This is a genomic window from Paenibacillus chibensis (assembly GCF_004001045.1).
Taxonomy (GTDB): Bacteria; Bacillota; Bacilli; order Paenibacillales; family Paenibacillaceae; genus Paenibacillus_AQ; species Paenibacillus_AQ chibensis.
The window spans coordinates 90035-107817 of sequence record NZ_BIMK01000001.1 but is presented as its reverse complement, the minus strand read 5'-3'; the positions used below and the strand labels follow the sequence as shown (position 1 = coordinate 107817).

General features: G+C 52.8%; 17 protein-coding genes. 14 read left to right on the top strand and 3 right to left on the bottom strand.

The genetic code is table 11. From position 1 onward, the window contains the following. Positions 1-96 precede the first annotated feature (96 nt). Positions 97-1971: an LTA synthase family protein gene (locus PCH05_RS00565; RefSeq protein WP_127599582.1), complete on the bottom strand. Its 1875-nt coding sequence runs from the start codon at positions 1969-1971 to the stop codon at positions 97-99. 117 nt (positions 1972-2088) lie between these two features. Next, the gene (locus PCH05_RS00560; protein WP_246049304.1) at positions 2089-2709 is read right to left on the bottom strand and encodes a TetR/AcrR family transcriptional regulator; all 621 of its coding nucleotides are present in this window, start codon (positions 2707-2709) and stop codon (positions 2089-2091) included. A gap of 151 nt (positions 2710-2860) precedes the next feature. Here PCH05_RS00560 and PCH05_RS00555 point away from each other — a divergent pair, with 151 nt between their 5' ends. The 5 genes from PCH05_RS00555 (at position 2861) to PCH05_RS00535 (ending at position 6462) form a co-directional block, all read left to right on the top strand. Further along, on the top strand, positions 2861-3745 hold the full coding sequence (locus PCH05_RS00555) for an ABC transporter ATP-binding protein (protein ID WP_127599578.1): 885 nt from the start codon (positions 2861-2863) through the stop codon (positions 3743-3745). Position 3746: 1 nt separating this feature from the next. Next, positions 3747-4559 (top strand): ABC transporter permease subunit, encoded by an 813-nt coding sequence (locus tag PCH05_RS00550; RefSeq protein ID WP_127599577.1) that lies wholly within the window; start codon positions 3747-3749, stop codon positions 4557-4559. Between the two features lie 46 nt (positions 4560-4605). Beyond that, the gene (locus PCH05_RS00545) at positions 4606-5349 is read left to right on the top strand and encodes a nucleotidyltransferase family protein (RefSeq protein WP_127599575.1); all 744 of its coding nucleotides are present in this window, start codon (positions 4606-4608) and stop codon (positions 5347-5349) included. A 94-nt stretch (positions 5350-5443) separates the two neighbouring features. Beyond that, positions 5444-5905: a DinB family protein gene (locus tag PCH05_RS00540; protein WP_127599572.1), complete on the top strand. Its 462-nt coding sequence runs from the start codon at positions 5444-5446 to the stop codon at positions 5903-5905. After that, on the top strand, positions 5902-6462 hold the full coding sequence (locus tag PCH05_RS00535) for a GNAT family N-acetyltransferase (RefSeq protein ID WP_127599570.1): 561 nt from the start codon (positions 5902-5904) through the stop codon (positions 6460-6462). Before PCH05_RS00540 ends, PCH05_RS00535 begins: the two co-directional genes overlap by 4 nt. 98 nt (positions 6463-6560) lie before the next feature. Here PCH05_RS00535 and PCH05_RS00530 read toward each other — a convergent pair whose 3' ends face one another. Continuing rightward, a complete protein-coding gene (locus PCH05_RS00530; RefSeq protein ID WP_127599568.1) occupies positions 6561-7538 on the bottom strand; it encodes a quinone oxidoreductase family protein in 978 nt (325 codons plus the stop codon). A 224-nt stretch (positions 7539-7762) separates the two neighbouring features. Between PCH05_RS00530 and PCH05_RS00525 the strand changes: the two genes are divergently transcribed. From PCH05_RS00525 to PCH05_RS00485, 9 genes are all read left to right on the top strand, one after another. Beyond that, positions 7763-9859 (top strand): glycosyltransferase family 39 protein, encoded by a 2097-nt coding sequence (locus tag PCH05_RS00525; RefSeq protein ID WP_127599566.1) that lies wholly within the window; start codon positions 7763-7765, stop codon positions 9857-9859. A gap of 14 nt (positions 9860-9873) precedes the next feature. Continuing rightward, positions 9874-10836, top strand: coding sequence for a glycosyltransferase family 2 protein (locus PCH05_RS00520; protein ID WP_127599952.1), 963 nt, complete (start codon positions 9874-9876; stop codon positions 10834-10836). A gap of 7 nt (positions 10837-10843) precedes the next feature. Further along, positions 10844-11722 (top strand): UTP--glucose-1-phosphate uridylyltransferase GalU, encoded by an 879-nt coding sequence (gene galU / locus PCH05_RS00515; RefSeq protein WP_127599564.1) that lies wholly within the window; start codon positions 10844-10846, stop codon positions 11720-11722. 118 nt (positions 11723-11840) lie between these two features. Continuing rightward, positions 11841-12791 (top strand): GNAT family N-acetyltransferase, encoded by a 951-nt coding sequence (locus tag PCH05_RS00510; protein WP_164766489.1) that lies wholly within the window; start codon positions 11841-11843, stop codon positions 12789-12791. Between the two features lie 138 nt (positions 12792-12929). Beyond that, complete coding sequence (locus tag PCH05_RS00505) at positions 12930-14789, top strand: anaerobic ribonucleoside triphosphate reductase (protein WP_127599560.1); 1860 nt, start codon at positions 12930-12932, stop codon at positions 14787-14789. A gap of 65 nt (positions 14790-14854) precedes the next feature. Then, positions 14855-15346, top strand: coding sequence for an anaerobic ribonucleoside-triphosphate reductase activating protein (gene nrdG / locus PCH05_RS00500; protein WP_127599950.1), 492 nt, complete (start codon positions 14855-14857; stop codon positions 15344-15346). Positions 15347-15594: 248 nt separating this feature from the next. Beyond that, positions 15595-16512, top strand: coding sequence for an EamA family transporter (locus tag PCH05_RS00495; RefSeq protein WP_127599558.1), 918 nt, complete (start codon positions 15595-15597; stop codon positions 16510-16512). A 224-nt stretch (positions 16513-16736) separates the two neighbouring features. Continuing rightward, positions 16737-17261: a GNAT family N-acetyltransferase gene (locus PCH05_RS00490; protein WP_127599556.1), complete on the top strand. Its 525-nt coding sequence runs from the start codon at positions 16737-16739 to the stop codon at positions 17259-17261. A 39-nt stretch (positions 17262-17300) separates the two neighbouring features. Next, on the top strand, positions 17301-17735 hold the full coding sequence (locus tag PCH05_RS00485) for a hypothetical protein (RefSeq protein WP_164766488.1): 435 nt from the start codon (positions 17301-17303) through the stop codon (positions 17733-17735). The last annotated feature ends 48 nt before the right edge of the window (positions 17736-17783 follow it).

The following is a 17783-nucleotide window of genomic DNA, read 5'->3' as shown; positions in this document are numbered from 1 at the left end:
AACAGCCTCTTTTGGGTTTCCTAATACATTAATCCTGCAACCAAAAAACCTCAAGATCCCCGGATCGGGACTTGAGGTTTTGATTTTGACAACGGCTTACCGCTTAGGCAGAAGCTTGACGTATTCGTCGGACAGCTTCATTTGCGCCAGATTATAATCATAATCTGATTTATATTTGGAGAAATCAGTGACCGGCTCCAATGTGTCGAGGTTGACGGCACTACCTTCCTCGAACGTCTTGCCTGGAACGTATAATATTTCATTGTTAAAGAAGGAGCCTGTTGGCAGATAATATCGCATACCGATGACATTGTTGTCGATGTTCAGCAGGTCATGGCCGAAAGCGGTGAATTTCTCGTCTTTCAGCGATATGCCCAGCAGGTTGGCAAGCGTAGGCAGAATATCGAGCTGACCGCCCACCTGCTTCACTTCTTGCCCTGCTACGCCCGGTACGTGGATCAGGAGCGGAATGTTGAAGCGGGTGACGCGCGGATCATATTTGATGCCCAGCGCGTTGCTCACCATATCCGGATCATTATCCTGCGGCTGCAGACCAAAATGGTCACCGTAGATGACCAGCACCGTATCGTCCCACATGCCGTTTTGCTTCAGCTGGTCGATGAAGGTTCCGATGGCGTAATCCGTGTAATTGATAGCAGCCAAGTAATTGCCGAGCTGCGTACCTTTCAGTTCCTCCGGCAAGGTGATCTTCATACGGTCTTCGGGAACCTTAAACGGAAAATGGCTGGATACCGTGACGAACTGCGCATAAAACGGCTTGCTTTCCTGATGGAGCTTGGACAACGTCTGGATTCCGAAATTGTACAGTTCCTCGTCCGAGGCGCCGAATTCGTTGAAATGATCATTTTTGTAATACGGCTTGTCGTAATAATGCGTAAAATTCAGAGCCGGATACAGCTTGTCCCGATCCCAAAATTTAACGTCATTGACATGGAACGTGTCCGCCTCGTAGCCTTGTTTTTCCAGGATGCGCGGCATGCTTGGGAGCTCCCGGTCACCGTAGCCCGTCGACATGGCGATCGCGGCCGTCGGATAGATGGAGGTGTTGCTCATGAATTCCGCGTCCGAGGTGTTGCCTTGTCCGATCTGCTGGAATACTTTGGAGAAGTAAAAGCTGTCTTTGGCCAAGCCGTTCAGAACGGGTGTCAGCTCCTGATGGTCCAGGGACAGATGGATCGGGAAGTTCTGGAACGCCTCCATTTGAATAACAATAACGTTTTTGTTTTTGGCTGCACCGAAAAAGCTGGGTTCTTTTTTAGGATTTTCCTGATATTTGAACGACGCTTCCTTGGAATTGATTTTATCCACGGTCTCCTCGATATTGCCGGTTGCAACAACCGCGGCTTCCTCTTTGGCCTTAATGCCTGCGGCAACCTGGTAATTGAAAAAGCCCAGATGCTCGGCCTGCAGCACTTCGTTGGTGATGGTGCGGTCCTGGCGGATGAAGGTTACAGATGTGACCAATGCGATAATGCCGAGGGCCATGGGCCATCTTCTGTGCAAGGGCGTCGAAAAGCTTAGACGCCGCTTCATCAGCTTGCCGACGATCCAGACGATGGCGATGACCACGACGTCAACGAAGAAGAGGTAGTTAGCCGGTTCGATCGTGGACTGCACGCTGTCCTTGATTCCCATGACCTGCTTCAGCTCGGACAATGCCGTGTATGTCGGTACGGTATTGAAATGCTGAAAATACAGCGCCGAAGCGAAAAAGATGAAGGAACAGAGCAAATTAAAGATCCAGTAAACGATCCCCTTTGCCTTGGAAGGCGTCACCAGCTCAATAATCGAGAGAAGCACGAGCAGCGACGCGGCGTCTGCGAGGATACGGCTCCACAGAATCTCCCCGAAGAAAAAGTAGCGCAGAAGCAGGAGCTTCAGCAGCATAAGAATAAAAAACCCGATGAAGGGGGTCTTTGAACGCGTTGTACGTAACGAAAAGTCTATCATGCCGACTCCTTTCCCAATGCCTTGTTAATTATTTCCTAAATTAGTACCATCCATTACTATATAAGTTTTTTTACACAATGAAAATACTAAATTAACATAGATTTAACAATAAGTTAATCACTTTTGGCAGTCCGGACCACATATGCCATAAAAAAATACCTGGACCATTTCCTCGATGAGCTTATCCCGGTTATCGTTGAATTGTAAGGATTCCATCATCCGATAAGAGGACTCGTTCAGCATATTCAAATACAGCATCACGGTTTCGACGGATATATGCTCCGAAATTTCGCCTTTGGCTTTGCTCGTGGTAATGAGCTCAACCACCATCGGCACGCTGCGCTCCTCGTAATTTTGCTGCACGAAATTCCGGATTTCGGAGTCCTCCTGCATCAGCTCGGCAATCACGGACGGGTGAAAGATGTGCGAGGTTTTCTTTTTTTGTAAAATGATATACTCGATCTTTTCCTTCAGCGTCCCGCTTCCTCCGACCAAAGCTTCAAATTCCTCCATGCTCTTCTCGATGTAATCCCGGAAAACCTCACGGATTAAAGCTTCCTTGCTGCCGAAATAGTTATATATAGTCACCTGGGAAACGCCGGCTTCCCCTGCGATATCCGCGATGCGAATCTGCTTTACGCTGGAGGAGGACAGCAATTGAAGCGTAGTCTCCTTAATTCTGTTCTTGATCTCGTGTGCCCTGCGTTCAAATCCGTTCATGCTCCATGTCTGCTCCATCTCCCGGCCTTAGCCGTCTAATAATGAAATTATATCATAATAATATTTCATAACTATATTGACGGGTTCGAGACGGCGGCGTATGATCTGGTTGTGAAATATTTGGTTTTAATTATTTCATAATTATGTTCCCGATTGGGAGGCGCAGACCATGCTTACTGTTTCGCATGTCACGAAGGTTTTTCCAGGCGGTAAGGGGATTTACGATGTCTCTTTTACGGTGGAGCAGGGCGAGGTGTTCGGATTTCTCGGACCCAACGGCGCCGGCAAGTCCACGACGATCCGCCACATCATGGGCTTCATGAAACCGGAGAAGGGCTTCGTTCAGATCAAGGGATACGACACCTGGAAGGATCAGGGACGTTTTCAGAAGCTGATCGGATATCTGCCGGGAGAGATAGCTTTTATGGAGGGAATGACGGGGAAAAGCTTTCTGGATTTTATGGCCACCTTGCGAGGTGGCGTCAACGAGCAGCGGCGGGCCGAGCTTGTGGAAAGACTGCAGTTCGATGACCGCACGCCCATCCGCAAAATGTCCAAGGGCATGAAGCAAAAGGTCGGCATCGTTGCCGCATTGATGCATGAGCCGGAAGTGGTCATTTTGGATGAACCGACATCCGGACTCGACCCGCTGATGCAGAAGGTGTTTATCGAGCTGGTTCTGGAGGAAAAGGCGAAGGGGACCACCTTCCTCATGTCATCGCACAGCTTCCCGGAAATCGAACGCACTTGCGACCGGGCGGCCATCATCAAGGACGGAAAAATCATTGCCGTCAAAAACATTCACGAACTGCAGGCGGTTCAGCGGAAGCTGTTTGAGGTCACCTTCGAGCATGAAGCAGACCGGGATGCTTTTCTCGCTAGCGGCCTGAAGATCGATTCTTATAAAGATAAGCAGGTGCGTGTCGCGGTTCAGGGGGATTATAACCGTTTTGCCCAAGAGACGGCCAAATACCGCATCCGCAGCATCGATGTTTTTTCGCAGAACCTGGAAGATATTTTTATGGATTATTACGACCGGGGAGGAAGGGAATGACATGAATATGCCGTTATACGCACAAATGATGAAAAGCCATCTGCAGACGATGGCGAGCTATGCATTTGGATCGGCCTTTTATATCCTGCTCATGTTTTGGATTTATCCAAGCATGGCAACGCAGTCGGAGAATCTGAACGCGCTGCTGGAATCGATGCCTCCGGGACTCAGCCGGGCGTTTGGCCTTGAGAACGGATTCGGAAGCGTTGACGCCTTCATCTCCGGCGAATATTACGGCCTTTTGTTCGTGCTTATTCTTTCCATCTTCAGCGTGATGACCTCCACCCAGCTCATGGCGCGTCTTGTGGATCAAGGAGCCATGGCTTATCTGCTGTCCGCGCCGACAACCCGGGTCAAGGTCGCTTTAACACAGGCTATCGTGCTGCTGACCGGGCTGCTGATCATTACGGCGGTAACAACGCTGGCCGGTTACGGAGGGTACGCCTGGTTTATCGGGGATTTGAACGATTTTAACTCGAGCAACTTTTTGCTGCTGAATGTGGGGGCTTTGTTGCTTTTCTTCGCGGTATGCGGCATCAGCTTTTTCATTTCGGCCGTCTCGAACGACGAGAAAAGGGCGCTGGGCATTTCCGGGATCGTCGTTTTCGGATTGTTCAGTCTGAATCTCGTAGGCAAGATCAGCGAGAAGCTCTCGTGGATGCAGCATATTTCGTTATTTTCGCTATTCAATCCGGCTGGCATCGTCAAAGGCACTGTGAACTGGGGGCCGACCTGCGGGATATTGCTGGGTGCAGGATTGGCCGGCTTCGCAGCAGGAATGATGTTATTCAAAAAAAGAAGCCTGCTGCTGTAATTCAAGCTATACTAGGGAGCAGAAGAATGATTGACAGGAGGACCCTATGAAAGCACTCATTCTGGCTGCGGGTTATGCAACAAGGCTGTATCCGCTGACCTTGAACACGCCGAAATCCCTGCTCCCCATGGGCGATGTCACGATCATCGACTTGATTATCGGGAAAATGGAGGAGGTACCCTCCATCGCGGAAATGATCATTGTTACGAATTCGAAGTTTTATGCGGCGTTTGAGAAGTGGGCTGCGTCCCGTTCGTTCCGAAAGCCTGTAACAATCATCCAAGACGGCTCCATGACGCAAGATGACCGGCTTGGGGCGATTGGCGATATCCGGTTTGCGATCGAAAGCGAAGGGATCGACGAGGATTTGCTTATCTGCGCCGGGGATAACGTATTTACGTTTGATTTGAACTCGTACGTGGAGTTTTTTAAGCAGCAGCAAACCGACTGCATTCTGGTGCAGCATCTGGAGGATGCGGAGGAGCTGGGGAGAATGGGCGTGGTTGAGCTCGATGGGCAGCAGCGAGTGTTATCCTTTGAAGAAAAGCCGGAACAGCCCAAAACGGATATCGGCGCTTTTGCAGTATATATTTATCGGAGAGAGACGCTGCCTTTGTTCAAGTCGTATCTGCTGGAAGGGCATCCTTCCGATGCGCCCGGATATTTCCCGGAATGGTTGTCGCGAAAAAAGGATTTGAAGGCCTTCTTTGCGGAGGGCAACAGCTATGACATGGGCACGCATGAGGCATATCGGAGTCTTCAGGACCTGTTGAACAAACAAGACTTGTGATCGAACAAATGTTCTTGTATAGGGCTCGTGGAGATGGTATGATCAGGAAGGAAAGTACAACCCCATTCTGGGAACATGCAAAGGAGAGATACCCATGGTTTCGAAGCAGGAGAAGTTGGAAGCCTTCGCTGAGCTGGTTGCATTCGCAGAGGAGCTGGAGCATCTGCCGGAGGAGCAGTGGAGCGGATCTATTGCCGAAGGCAAATGGTCGCCGCGCGACATAATTAGCCACATGATGCTGTGGGACAATTATTTCCTTGAACATGCGGTGCGTCCAATGGCCGCGCATCAGCCGCTGACGCTGAAGAATCTGGATTTCGACGAGTTCAACAGAGACGCTGCCGTGTACGGACTGACCCAAAGCAAAGCGGACCTGATCCGGCAGACGGTGGAAACGCGCCGCGAACTGCTGAATGTGCTGCAGGGAATTCCGGAAGCCGAATTTGGCATCAAGCATGGCGGCGTCATGTCTGTAGACGAGTACTTGATTGATTTTTATGAGCATGACCGGCATCATATGGGACAGATTCGAGCATACATAGAGGGTCAGGAATGATCCGATTCAAACAGGATGATCTTGAGGTCAGGTCCATGGAGGCGGACGATGCCGTGCTGCTTGCAAAGTGGCTGAGCGATCCGGAGGTCCTTCAATATTATGAAGGGCGCGACCGGCCGCATGATCTGGAGCGGGTGTACGAGCATTTTTACCGGGAGGACAGCGAATCGATCCGAAGCATCGTGATGTATCGGGATGAGCCGATCGGCTACATCCAGTACTACGAGATCGATGAAGCGGAGCGGGAGCTGTACGGGTACGCGAAATCGGAGCGAATCTTCGGCATGGACCAGTTCATTGGTGAACCCGGCTTCTGGAACCGGGGCATCGGAACGCGGCTGATTCAATCGATGGCGTCCTATTTGCTCGATAGCTTGAACGCAGACCGGATCGTCATGGATCCGCAAGAATGGAACCACCGGGCGATCCGGGTGTACGAGAAATGCGGATTCGTGAAGAAAAAGCTGCTTCCGCAGCATGAATGGCATGAAGGCGCCTACCGGGACTGCTGGCTGATCGAGCGAAGCCAAAATGCGTCCTGCGTAGATGAAGCATAATTCATGGAAGAAGGGATGTTCCTAAGGTCCGCACATGCGGACAGAGAGGAGCATCCCTTTTGCAATCTATGAGAACCATACCGATCATGGCAGGAGATTTATAGAAACAAGATCACTTTACCTGTGCTTTTTCGGCTTTCCACCCATTCATGAGCCATAGGCGCTTCGTACAGCGGAAACCGTTTGCCGATATGTACCTGAAGCTTGCCCGTTTCCATCAGGCGGAAAACGAGTGCCGCGGTGCTCCGCAGAGAGTCGGGGCGCTCTTTACGCGTTGTTCCAAGACTGTAGCCAAGCACGGAGCGGCAGCTGGCATGCAGATTTCCGGTATCGATGCGGCCGTATTCGCCGCTGGAATTGCCGAATACCACGAGGCGGCCGTACGGTGCCAGCGCGTCCATGCCCGCTTGTGTCAGCTCGCCCCCCACGGAATCCAGAACGATGTCTGCGCCGCGGCCCTTAGTCCAATGTCGCACCTGTTCTGCTAACGGCTTTCCGCGTTCGAAGCAGAGCACGTGATCCGCACCGGCCTCAAGAGCTGCCTTTACTTTGCTTTCGCTGCCGACCGTGCCGATCACAAGACCCGCACCGAGGGCTTTGGCAACTTGAATCGCCGTCGTTCCGACGCCTCCCGCTGCAGCATGAACCAGGACGCTTTCACCGGGCTGCATTCGGGCTACCTCCCCAAGAAGCTTGCAGGACAGGAAGGATACGATGCCGCATGCTCCCGCTGTCTCGAGGTCAACCCGATCCGGAACGGCAAAGGTGAGGTTTTCATCGGCAGCGATATATTCGGCGTAGGAGCCGTGAGGCGGGAAGGCCAGGACGCGGTCGCCTCTGCGGAAAGCCGTGACCTCATCGCCAATCTCCTCCACGATTCCCGACGCTTCGAGCCCCGGCACAAACGGAAGCTTCTCCGCTCCTTTTTTTCCGTAACGGGATTTAATATCCGCATAATTAACGCTGGTGGTATGTACGCGAATCAGAACCTGCTTCGGAGAGATGACGGGCATATCAATCTCTTTGTATTTCATGTTCTGAGCAGAGCCCAGCTCTTCAACCACGATGGCTTTCATTAAGGCCACCTCCTAATTGTTTTATTCGACAAACGTTTTATTAGATGAAACTAAGTTTCATAATACATCCATTTGATCCTATTCACCAGTAAAAAAAGTATCTCAGAGGCCTAGAGAACCTAAGGAACCGGTTTTCGGAACCGTTTAAGGTTGGCTTAAGTTTGGAATTTCATAATTACCTCCATAAGGAATCCATATCAAGTAATGGAGACAGGAGGAAACCCATGGGCACCACAAAATCCAGACACCGGATCGATGTCATGCTTGTTATCGCAGTTTTGCTTGCCGTATTTTTCAGCGTTTACGGAATATGGGACGACCAGTTTGTGAATGCCTACTATACGTCGGCAGTAAAAAGCATGCTTCAGAGCTTTCATAATTTCTTTTATGCCTCGTTTGATCCAGGCGGCTATGTAACGGTGGACAAACCGCCTGTGGCTTTTTGGCTGCAGACGCTGAGCGCAATGTTATTCGGCTTTCGCGGCTGGAGCGTGATCCTGCCGCAGGCGCTCGCCTATATCGGATCAACGCTGATGATCTACGTCTTGATAAAACCGACATTCGGTATTTGGGCCGCGAGATTGGCCAGCCTTGCGATGGCTTGCATGCCGGTGGCTGTGGCCGTTGCCAGAACCAACAATGTGGACAGCCTGCTTGTGTTTACGCTTTTACTCGGCATCTGGATGCTGTTTCGGGGAATCCGGCAAAAGAAATCCGGATGGATTCTCGGAGCCTTTGCCATGGTCGGCGTAGGCTTCAATATTAAAATGCTGCAGGCTTATATGGTCGTTCCGGCATTTTATCTGCTTTATTTGCTGAGCTTTCGAACCGGTTGGAAGAAAAAGTGGATCACGCTTGCCGGAGCGACCGTTACCCTGGCGCTTGTTTCCGTGTCATGGGCGGTGATCGTGGATTCCGTCCCGGCGTCTGAACGCCCGTATATCGGCAGCAGCCAGACCAATTCCGTATTGGAGCTTGCGTTCGGTTATAACGGAGTTTCGAGGCTGACCGGCAATCGCGGAACCGGCGGGGGCATGAATCCGGGTGATGGGGGAAAGGGATTTAGTCCCGACGAACAAACCCAGCGGAGCGGATCGAACACGGTTCAGAGCAGCACCAACGGTCCCGGGGGTACAGCACCGGGTAATTTGAATGGTGATGGGCCAGGCAGTTCCGGCCGAGGATTCTCCGGCGGGCCCGGAGGTGGCATGCCGCCGGGCATGAATGGACGAGGCGGAGCAGGCGGAGGGATGTTCAACACCGGTTCGGCCGGGCCGCTGCGGCTGTTCCAACAGGAATTGTCCGGCCAGGCAAGCTGGCTGCTGCCGTTTGTCCTGATGGGCAGCATTGCCCTTCTCGCCGGGTGGCGCTGGCGGCAAGAAATGACGGATGGGCAGAAGGAAACATTGTTCTGGTTGGCTTGGTTAATCCCGGTCATGGGATTTTTCAGCATCGCCGGATTTTTTCATCAGTATTATCTGGTCATGATGGGTCCGCCAATCGCAGCGCTGACGGGTGCAGGGTGGAGCTCCATGTGGAAGGATTACCGGAGCAGGGAAGGTTGGAGGAGCTGGCTGCTGCCTGCAGCCATCTTAGGTACAACCGCATTTGAAGCTTTTATTTTACAAGCTTATACCGATCAGATTGGACCGCTCCTGTTGATCGTGACGTTGGTTGTCGGTATCGGATCGGCTGCACTCCTGGTGATCTACCGAAAGGCGGAGCGCCGAACGCTAGCCCTGGCTGCAGCGGGTTTGATTTTACTGCTCCTTGCCCCGGGTTACTGGTCCGCAACGCCGATTATATATGGACAATCCAGCCAGCTGCCGGCCGCAGGCCCCGGGGAGTCCAAAGGCGGGGGACGCATGACCGGCACCGTGAACGAAGCGTTACTGGAATACCTCACCGAGCACAATACCGGCGAGAAATACCTTTTTGCCGTTAGCAGCGCGCAATCAGCAGCTCCCTATATCATCCGGACCGGAAATGCCGTCATGGCGATGGGGGGATATTCAGGCTCAGATCCGATCTTAACCGTTGATGGCGTGAAGAAGCTGGTACAGGATGGGAAGATCAAATATTTTCTGTTATCCGGCCAAGGCCAAGGCGGCATGGGACGGGAAAGCAGCTCGGACGTAACCGCATGGATTAAAGCCAATGCGACAGAGGTGCCGGCTTCGGAATGGGGCGGTGGCTCAGACAGCGGCCAAACGAATGGTGACAGCAGCGGCAGCGGAAGCTCCGGCGGAGGATCGTTCCGGGGCGGTATGGATGGCGGTACGACGCTTTATGAAATCCAATCGGGAGCGGGAGAAGAGTGAACCTCGTGGATCAAATACAAAACGTCCGATATTCCGTCGTTATTCCTGTCTATAACGAAGAGGAGGTTATACGTGAAACCTATTGGCGTTTGAAAAGCGTCATGGATCAAACCGGCGAGAGCTATGAACTGCTGTTCGTCAACGACGGCAGCCGCGATCAGACGGCCGAGCTTATTGTCGCCATGGGCGAAAAGGATCCGAGTGTTACGCTCATCCAGTTTTCCCGTAATTTCGGTCATCAGGTTGCCATCACGGCGGGCATGGACTATGCCCGGGGCGACGCAGTTATCGTCATCGACGCTGATCTTCAGGATCCCCCCGAGCTGATGCTCGACATGATCGCCAAATGGAGGGAAGGCTATGATGTCGTCTATGCAAAGCGCTCGGAGCGTAAAGGTGAAACCTGGTTCAAGCGGCAAACGGCAAGCGCCTTTTACCGAATATTGAAGCGGATGACCGAGATTGACATCCCTCTGGATACCGGTGATTTCCGGCTCTTGGACCGGAAAGTATGCGATGAAATGAAGCGTCTTCCCGAAAAGAACCGCTATGTACGCGGTCTGGTCAGCTGGGTTGGCTTCCGGCAGACGGCCGTGGAATACGTCAGGGATGAACGGTTTGCAGGCGAGTCCAAGTATCCGCTTAAAAAAATGCTGAAGCTGTCCATGGACGGCATGACATCCTTCTCCTCCAAGCCGTTGAAAGCAGCAGGAATAGCAGGCGTCTTGATCTCTGCAGCCGGGTTTGTATATTTGCTGGTCGTGTTGATCGAAAAATGGTTTACCCGCGTCACGGTACCGGGATGGTCATCGCTCATTGCTCTTCAAATCATATTCAGCGGCTGTATTCTGATGTTCCTTGGCGTGATTGGCGAGTATTTGGGGCGAATTTATGATGAAGTCAAGCAGCGGCCCCTGTATATCGTCAGCTCGGTATATACGAAAAAATCGGAGGATCAGCCAGCGTTAAGGAGATGAGCATCACATGAAAATCAGAAAAGCGGTCATACCCGCCGCCGGCCTCGGCACGAGATTTCTTCCGGCAACGAAGGCACAACCGAAGGAAATGCTCCCGATCGTCGATAAACCGGCGATTCAATATATCGTTGAGGAAGCGGTGGAAGCCGGCATCGAAAGCATCATTATCGTCACCGGACGCAATAAAAAATCGATCGAGGATCATTTTGACCGGTCATTGGAGCTCGAGCAGATGCTGCAGGAAAAAGGGAAATGGGAGCTGCTGGATGAAGTCGCAAGTATCAGCGAGATGGTGAATATCCATTATATCCGGCAAAAAGAACCGCTGGGTCTGGGACACGCGATCTTATGCGCCCGGCAGTTCATTGACGACGAGCCGTTCGCGGTTCTGCTGGGAGATAACATCATGCTGTCGGATCCGCCTGCGCTCAAGCAGATGATGCATGCTTATGAGAAATACGAAAAGCAGATCGTCGGCGTCAAACCGGTTCCCCGCAGCGAAACGGGAAAATACGGCATTATTACCTATGACAAATACGGGGATCGGATCTACCGGGTGACGGACCTCATCGAAAAGCCCGATCCGGCTGACGCGCCCAGCGATATTGCGGTTATGGGGCGTTATATTTTGAACCCCTCCATATTTCCCGAGCTCGAAAAAATCGAAAAAGGAGCCGGCGGGGAATATCAATTAACCGATGCTCTGCGCCGGTTATGCTCAACCGAAGGGATATGCGCCCTGGAGCTTGAAGGGCAACGGTTCGATATCGGCGACAAGATCGGCTATGTTCATGCCGTGCTCGAAATGAGCCTGCAGCGCGAGGAGCTGCGCGGGCCTGTACTGCAGTATTTATCAAGCATCATGGAGAGGGAAGCCCTCAAATAAGGCTATAGGAAACCAGTTAAGCTCCGGAGAATTTCTCCGGAGCTTAACTGGCATGAAAACGGATAGCCGGACCGTAAACTATAAGAAAACCTACCAATTGAACAGAAGGAGGTCCGGCATGAACAGAAAGGATGGGCTTGAAGCAAGCCCGCACGGGGAGCCGACCGAATCCATATGCATTTGTGAAGCTGCACCGGAAGAGTGGGAGTGCTACCTGCACATTTACGCCAAGCCGATGGCTGCGGGGATCGTGTTGCCGCGGGACATCGCTTCAGTTCTGCCTGCAGGCGTCATGCCTTACTGGCTGAAAAGAAACGGCAGAGTGATCGGCGGCGCAGCTCTTTCCGGCAGTGAAATCCGGGATTTGTTCACGATCCCACCCCATCCGGTTGATCCCCGGTTTATCCTAGCTGTGGTCGAGGCGATCCGGCAGACGTCAAGAGGAAGGGGATCGCTTGGAATCCGGGCCTATGAAGTCTTCGCGGATCAGGAGGAGGCCTATATGCGAGCCGGCTTCTATCCCGCTCCCCACCGGCATCGCTGGATGCAGCGGCCAACGGAAGAATATGACCTCCAATCGATGGGCAGCACAGCAAGTCACGCTGTGGAAGCCCGTATGGAAGGCGGAGAACGCAGGCTTGTGCTTGAACGGGAGATCGGGTTGTTTTTGTTCAAGCATGCGTGTTTTGAAGAGGGAAGTAAGCAGGAGGAGGCTACTTTTGCAGGCGTGCTGTCCAAGCTCAGGCAAGATAGTGCCTGCATGACAGAGGAGACGACGCAGGCCTCGAGTCTGCTGTATGATACGTCGACGCGCGCATTAATCGGGGTCTGTGTCATCGGCATGCAGTCCGGCTGTCCGTCGATTCAGCAGCTAACCGTCATGAAGGCATACCGTGGTCAGGGCCTGGCGACCCGGATGGTGCAAAAAGCGCTGACGATGTTAAGAAGACAGGGGCAGCCGCTGCTGCGGATCAGAGTCATGCACGGGCATCCGCATGAATCCTTGTGCTATCAGCTTGGTTTTATGCCGGGTCCCCTGTTCATTTCAGTCATGACCAAGCATGTCTGAGCAGTCCAAACTGAATTGCTGCTCATTCTTTTTTTTGGCTGTGACAATATATATAGTGATGATAATCGGAAATATATACTATATATAGTGCTTGGCGAAAATCAAACCAAGCATGATCACAGTGAAGGAGGAACGTTAATGAGCCCATTCAACGTAGGTCCGGAGCCGTTATGGCAATCCATTCATGAGATGATTCACGCCGGCAACATGGATTTGCTGCAGGAAAACGCCAACGTGGACGGAAGGTCCCCGATGGGTCTAATGGGGAAGATCGGCAGCGAGAGCGCCAGATTATACGCCATCCGGCATTTGTTGTCTCCGGAAATCAGAGAAGCTGTAAACGGAAATATTATATATCCCCATGATCTCGATTTTTACGCGGCCGGAACGACGACCTGCTGTCAGATTCCGCTAGGCAAGCTGCTGCGGGGAGGCTTCAACACGGGGCATGGCCACATGCGGGAGCCTAAGGATATCAAGAGCGCGCTTGCGCTTGCGTCTATTATTTTACAGGCAAATCAGAACCAGCAGCATGGCGGACAAGCGTTTCCGATGTTTGATGCGGATTTGGCGCCCTATGTGCAGAAAACCTATGAAAATAAGCTGCGCATGCTGGAGGAGCTGCCTCTGGCCGAGCACTATGACCGTCAACAAAAGGCCTGGAGCATGACGGAAAGGGACGTCTTTCAGGCATGCGAAGCCTTCATCCATAATGCGAATTCGATGCATTCGCGCGGCGGGGGACAGGTCCCTTTTATTTCGATCAATTACGGTACGGACACCACCCCATGCGGCCGCATGCTCGTCAAACAGCTGCTTCTGGCTACGCAGCGAGGACTCGGGCATGGAGAAACGCCGATCTTCCCCATTCAGATCTTTAAGGTGAAAACGGGCGTGAATTTCCGGCCCGAGGACCCGAATTATGATTTGTACCGGCTGGCTCTGGAGACCACCGCGCAAAGAATGTTTCCGAATTTCGCCTTCCTGGATTCCCGTTTCAACAAGATGTACGATCAGGGAACGCGCGAAAGCGAGGCGTGCTATATGGGCTGCCGAACCCGGGTCATGGGCAACGTGAACGGGGAAGAGAATGCGGTCGGACGAGGGAATCTCTCTTTCACCACCATTAATCTGGTCCGGCTGGCCCTGATGTCCTCGTCTCCTGCGGATTTTGAAGCCCGGCTCGAATGGGCGATGGATCTGGCGGTCAGGCAGCTGCTGGAACGATATGAATACCAGTGCGCAAAATCGTCCGGAAGCTTCCGGTTTCTGTATTCCCAAGGGGTATGGCGGGGAGGGGAAAGGCTCGCTCCCCAGGATGGGTTGGAATCCGTGCTGCGGCAGGGGACGCTGAGCGTCGGGTTTATCGGTCTGGCGGAAGCCTTGACTGCTCTCTACGGACAGCATCATGGACAGGATCCGGAGCTTCAGCGGCAGGGACTTACCATCATCGGCGCGATGCGGCGCCGGATGGACTGTGAAACGGAGGCAACCGGATTGAATTTTTCCCTGATTGCCACACCGGCGGAGGGGTTGTCCGGCAAATTCGTGAAAAAGGACCGGCGCGATTATGGCACGATATCGGGCGTGACCGATAGAGACTATTACACCAATTCATTCCATATTCCGGTCTATTACCCCATTACGGTCGTTCAAAAAATCGCCTTGGAAGCTCCGTATCATGAGCTGTGCAACGCAGGGCACATCATTTATGTCGAGCTGGATGGGGCTGTCATACATAATACAGCCGCCTTGGACCGGATTGTCCGCTGTATGGCGGAGCATCAGATCGGTTACGGCTCGATCAATCATCCGGTGGACCGCTGCCGATCCTGCGGGCACACCGGAATCATCGATGGTGACTGCCCGGTTTGCGGCAGTCCGGATGGACAAGTGGAGCGGATCCGCCGCATTACGGGCTATTTGGTGGGGGATATGGATAAATGGAATCCGGCCAAGCGCGCCGAGGAAGCGGACCGGATTAAACACGGAAAGTGAGGGAGACGCGTATGCGATGTCCGAATGCAGGAGCTCCTGCTGCGGAGCGGCGGAATCAGAGCGGGGTGTGGGTTATGGATATCATTCATGACAGCGCGGTCGATGGGGAAGGCTTGCGTACCGTTATCTTTTGTGCCGGCTGCCCGCACCAATGCGCCGGCTGCCATAATCCCGAGTCGTGGAGCATGCGAAGCGGCAGGCTGCTTGCGATTGAAGACGTCGTGAACGAGGCGGGCAGCAATCCCCTGACAGATATTACCTTATCGGGCGGGGATCCCTTCATTCAAGCTGCAGGCATGGTCCGCGTCGCCGGCGAGCTGCGCCGAAGAGGCAAGCATATTTGGGCATACACGGGTTATACACTGGATGCGCTGCGCAGCAGCCCGGATCCGGATCAAAGGGAGCTTCTGGCCTGCTGTGACGTGCTTGTGGACGGCAGATTCGAGCTTTCGCAGCGGGACCTGTCCCTCTCTTTCCGCGGCAGCCGCAACCAGCACATCTGGAAGCAAAGCCAGGGGGACTGGGAAGATGTCTCCCATGTTTATTCCAAACCGTAACCCGGCCATGTGCTTTATTCTGCTAACGTAACTCATTGACGCTTATAACATAATGATTTAGAATTTCATTTCGAAAGGTTCAATTCAACATCACGATTGTGCAGCATCCGTTTTTAAACTCCGATTCGTTCGCGAGTGGCGAAATTTTAACGGCGGCCCCAAAGGGTCATCGGTTTCGTTCGCCCCCTGTCCTAACCGACAGGGGGCTTTTGGTTGTTGCGCTATATTGGCATCAGGAGGTTATCCATTTGAACAAGCTCAAATACTCGCTGCTCATACTGATTGGTGCATGCAGCTACGGCGTGCTTTCCTCTATTATGAAGGTCGGCATGAAGGAAGGTTTCACGGTCAGCCAAATGCTGGGAGGCCAATATGTTTTTGGCTGGTCATTGCTGCTGGTGCTGATGCTGATATTCTCCCGGAAAAAGATTGCCCCGAAGCAGTGGCTTGCACTTCTTGCGGTTGGCATTACCATGAGCGGCACGTCTGTCTTTTACGGCAAAGCCGTTGAGCGGCTGCCAGCTTCGATTGCCGTGGTGCTGCTGTTCCAATTCACATGGATCGGCGTATTGATGGAAGCCGCCGCGGATCGCCGCATCCCAAGCCGCAGCAAAATCATCTCCATTGTGATTTTGATCCTCGGAACGCTGCTTGCGGGAGGCGTCATCGGAGAAAGTACCGGTCCGCTGGACACGAAGGGCGTTGTTTACGGTCTGCTGGCCGCGTTCACGTTTGCGCTGTATATGTTTGTCAGCGGACGCGTCGGTACGACGGTTCCTGCTTTTAATAAAAGCTTCTTCATGACAACGGGCTCGGGCGTCATCGTATTATCGGTCTTCTCTCCCGCGTTTTTGTGGGATGGGGCTTTGGGAGCGGGACTGTGGAAATACGGCCTGATTCTTGGTATTCTCGGCATCCTGATTCCGGTGCTCTTTTTCGCGATCGGTATGCCGAAGGTAGGCTCCGGCACAGGCGCGATCCTGGGAGCGGCCGAGCTGCCTGCGGCGGTTGTGGCATCCGTGCTGCTGGTCCACGAGCATGTGAGCAGCCTGCAGTGGTTCGGCATCGTGCTTATTTTCATCGGCATCGCCATCCCGCAGATCCGCTTATCGAGAAAAAAGAGGCCGCCGGTTTACGAGCAATCGGAAAGTGCGGCGCATCTATAGATTTTTAACGGAATGCAAGATTGAGCTTTACGGTACAGGGTAATGTAAACGTATAGACATCTCTTCTTTTTTTCAGCCTCGGCACTTAGCCGAAGGCTGTTTTTTTTGTATAATGGAGTCAGTAAGAAGGGGGCTGGTTTGCAATTATATATGCAATAACTGCATTTCCACTGTAAGGTAATCAAAGAAGCTTCGATTTCACCAAAATATGGAGGGAATTTCTTATGATTATCAGACAAATGCATGCCGATGAGTCGGCGTTGATCCGCCAGATCGACAGATCCGAAACGATCGGCAAAATCTATAAAATGAACGGCGGAGAGCTTGAAGCCGTGGCGGCCGGGCATGAATGCGGGACATGGGATGAGGCGCACACCGCTGAAATGATCGAGCGTTTTGAAAAGGAACTCAGGAGCGGAGGCATCGCTTACGGTGCTTTCGACGGAGATACGCTGGCCGGCTTCGGCGTCCTCGGGCACCGGTTTCGCGGCGAACAAATGGACCAGCTTCAGGTGGACCTGATGTACGTGAGCCGCTCTTATCGGAGACAGGGCATCGGTACGCGGATTATGGAGGAGCTCGGCAGGGAAGCGAAACGCCGCGGTGCCTCTTACCTGTACATATCTTCCACCGAAACAGAGTCGGCGGTGAATTTCTACATGGCAAGCGGCGGCCGAATCACCGACAGGGTGGACGAGGAGTTGTTCCGTATGGAGCCGGAAGATATTCATATGCTGAAGAAGCTGTAGCAAGCCTGAATATTGAAATGATTGGATGAAGGTGAAGAATTGATTGTAACTATCGGATATGTACTCGGAGTATTGATACTCGCGGCCGCGGGTTGGCTTGCCTGGAGAAACTCAAGAATTATTGCCGACCAGCGGAAGGCGAAAGGGGCGATCCCGGCGGTTTCGTCTTACACGGTGCAGGTGACAAGGCAGTCGGATGGCAACGAATCCGCACGCATGACGCCGCTGCTCGAGGCCGTTTATCAGGAGCCGCAGGGAAGTGTACGCGTCTCATTGTGCAGAGTGAACGGAACGATCAGCGAGCTGAAGCTGGATCATGCCGTGCAGATTATGGAGCATACCTGCTCCGAATTTTCGCTCAAAGGAGAAGCCGTCAACATTGCGCCCTTTCGCGAGTCCGTGAGAAACGAAGAAGAAGACGCGGCGCTCTCCCGGCTGGAGCAAGCGTTAACGTTCCAGCGGACGCAGGCTTGAATATTCGGCTTGTGAAGCGGCGAACCGTAATGAGAATCCGATTCCCGT

What these genes read in the sequence shown, in the direction of transcription:
- PCH05_RS00525 (WP_127599566.1), top strand. Translation starts at nt 7,763, where the DNA reads ATGGGCACCACAAAATCCAGACACCGGATCGATGTCATGCTTGTTATC.
- PCH05_RS00530 (WP_127599568.1), bottom strand. Translation starts at nt 7,538, where the DNA reads ATGAAAGCCATCGTGGTTGAAGAGCTGGGCTCTGCTCAGAACATGAAA.
- PCH05_RS00505 (WP_127599560.1), top strand. Translation starts at nt 12,930, where the DNA reads ATGAGCCCATTCAACGTAGGTCCGGAGCCGTTATGGCAATCCATTCAT.
- PCH05_RS00550 (WP_127599577.1), top strand. Translation starts at nt 3,747, where the DNA reads ATGAATATGCCGTTATACGCACAAATGATGAAAAGCCATCTGCAGACG.
- PCH05_RS00510 (WP_164766489.1), top strand. Translation starts at nt 11,841, where the DNA reads ATGAACAGAAAGGATGGGCTTGAAGCAAGCCCGCACGGGGAGCCGACC.
- PCH05_RS00560 (WP_246049304.1), bottom strand. Translation starts at nt 2,709, where the DNA reads ATGGAGCAGACATGGAGCATGAACGGATTTGAACGCAGGGCACACGAG.
- PCH05_RS00545 (WP_127599575.1), top strand. Translation starts at nt 4,606, where the DNA reads ATGAAAGCACTCATTCTGGCTGCGGGTTATGCAACAAGGCTGTATCCG.
- PCH05_RS00565 (WP_127599582.1), bottom strand. Translation starts at nt 1,971, where the DNA reads ATGATAGACTTTTCGTTACGTACAACGCGTTCAAAGACCCCCTTCATC.
- PCH05_RS00555 (WP_127599578.1), top strand. Translation starts at nt 2,861, where the DNA reads ATGCTTACTGTTTCGCATGTCACGAAGGTTTTTCCAGGCGGTAAGGGG.
- galU (WP_127599564.1), top strand. Translation starts at nt 10,844, where the DNA reads ATGAAAATCAGAAAAGCGGTCATACCCGCCGCCGGCCTCGGCACGAGA.
- PCH05_RS00490 (WP_127599556.1), top strand. Translation starts at nt 16,737, where the DNA reads ATGATTATCAGACAAATGCATGCCGATGAGTCGGCGTTGATCCGCCAG.
- PCH05_RS00535 (WP_127599570.1), top strand. Translation starts at nt 5,902, where the DNA reads ATGATCCGATTCAAACAGGATGATCTTGAGGTCAGGTCCATGGAGGCG.
- PCH05_RS00540 (WP_127599572.1), top strand. Translation starts at nt 5,444, where the DNA reads ATGGTTTCGAAGCAGGAGAAGTTGGAAGCCTTCGCTGAGCTGGTTGCA.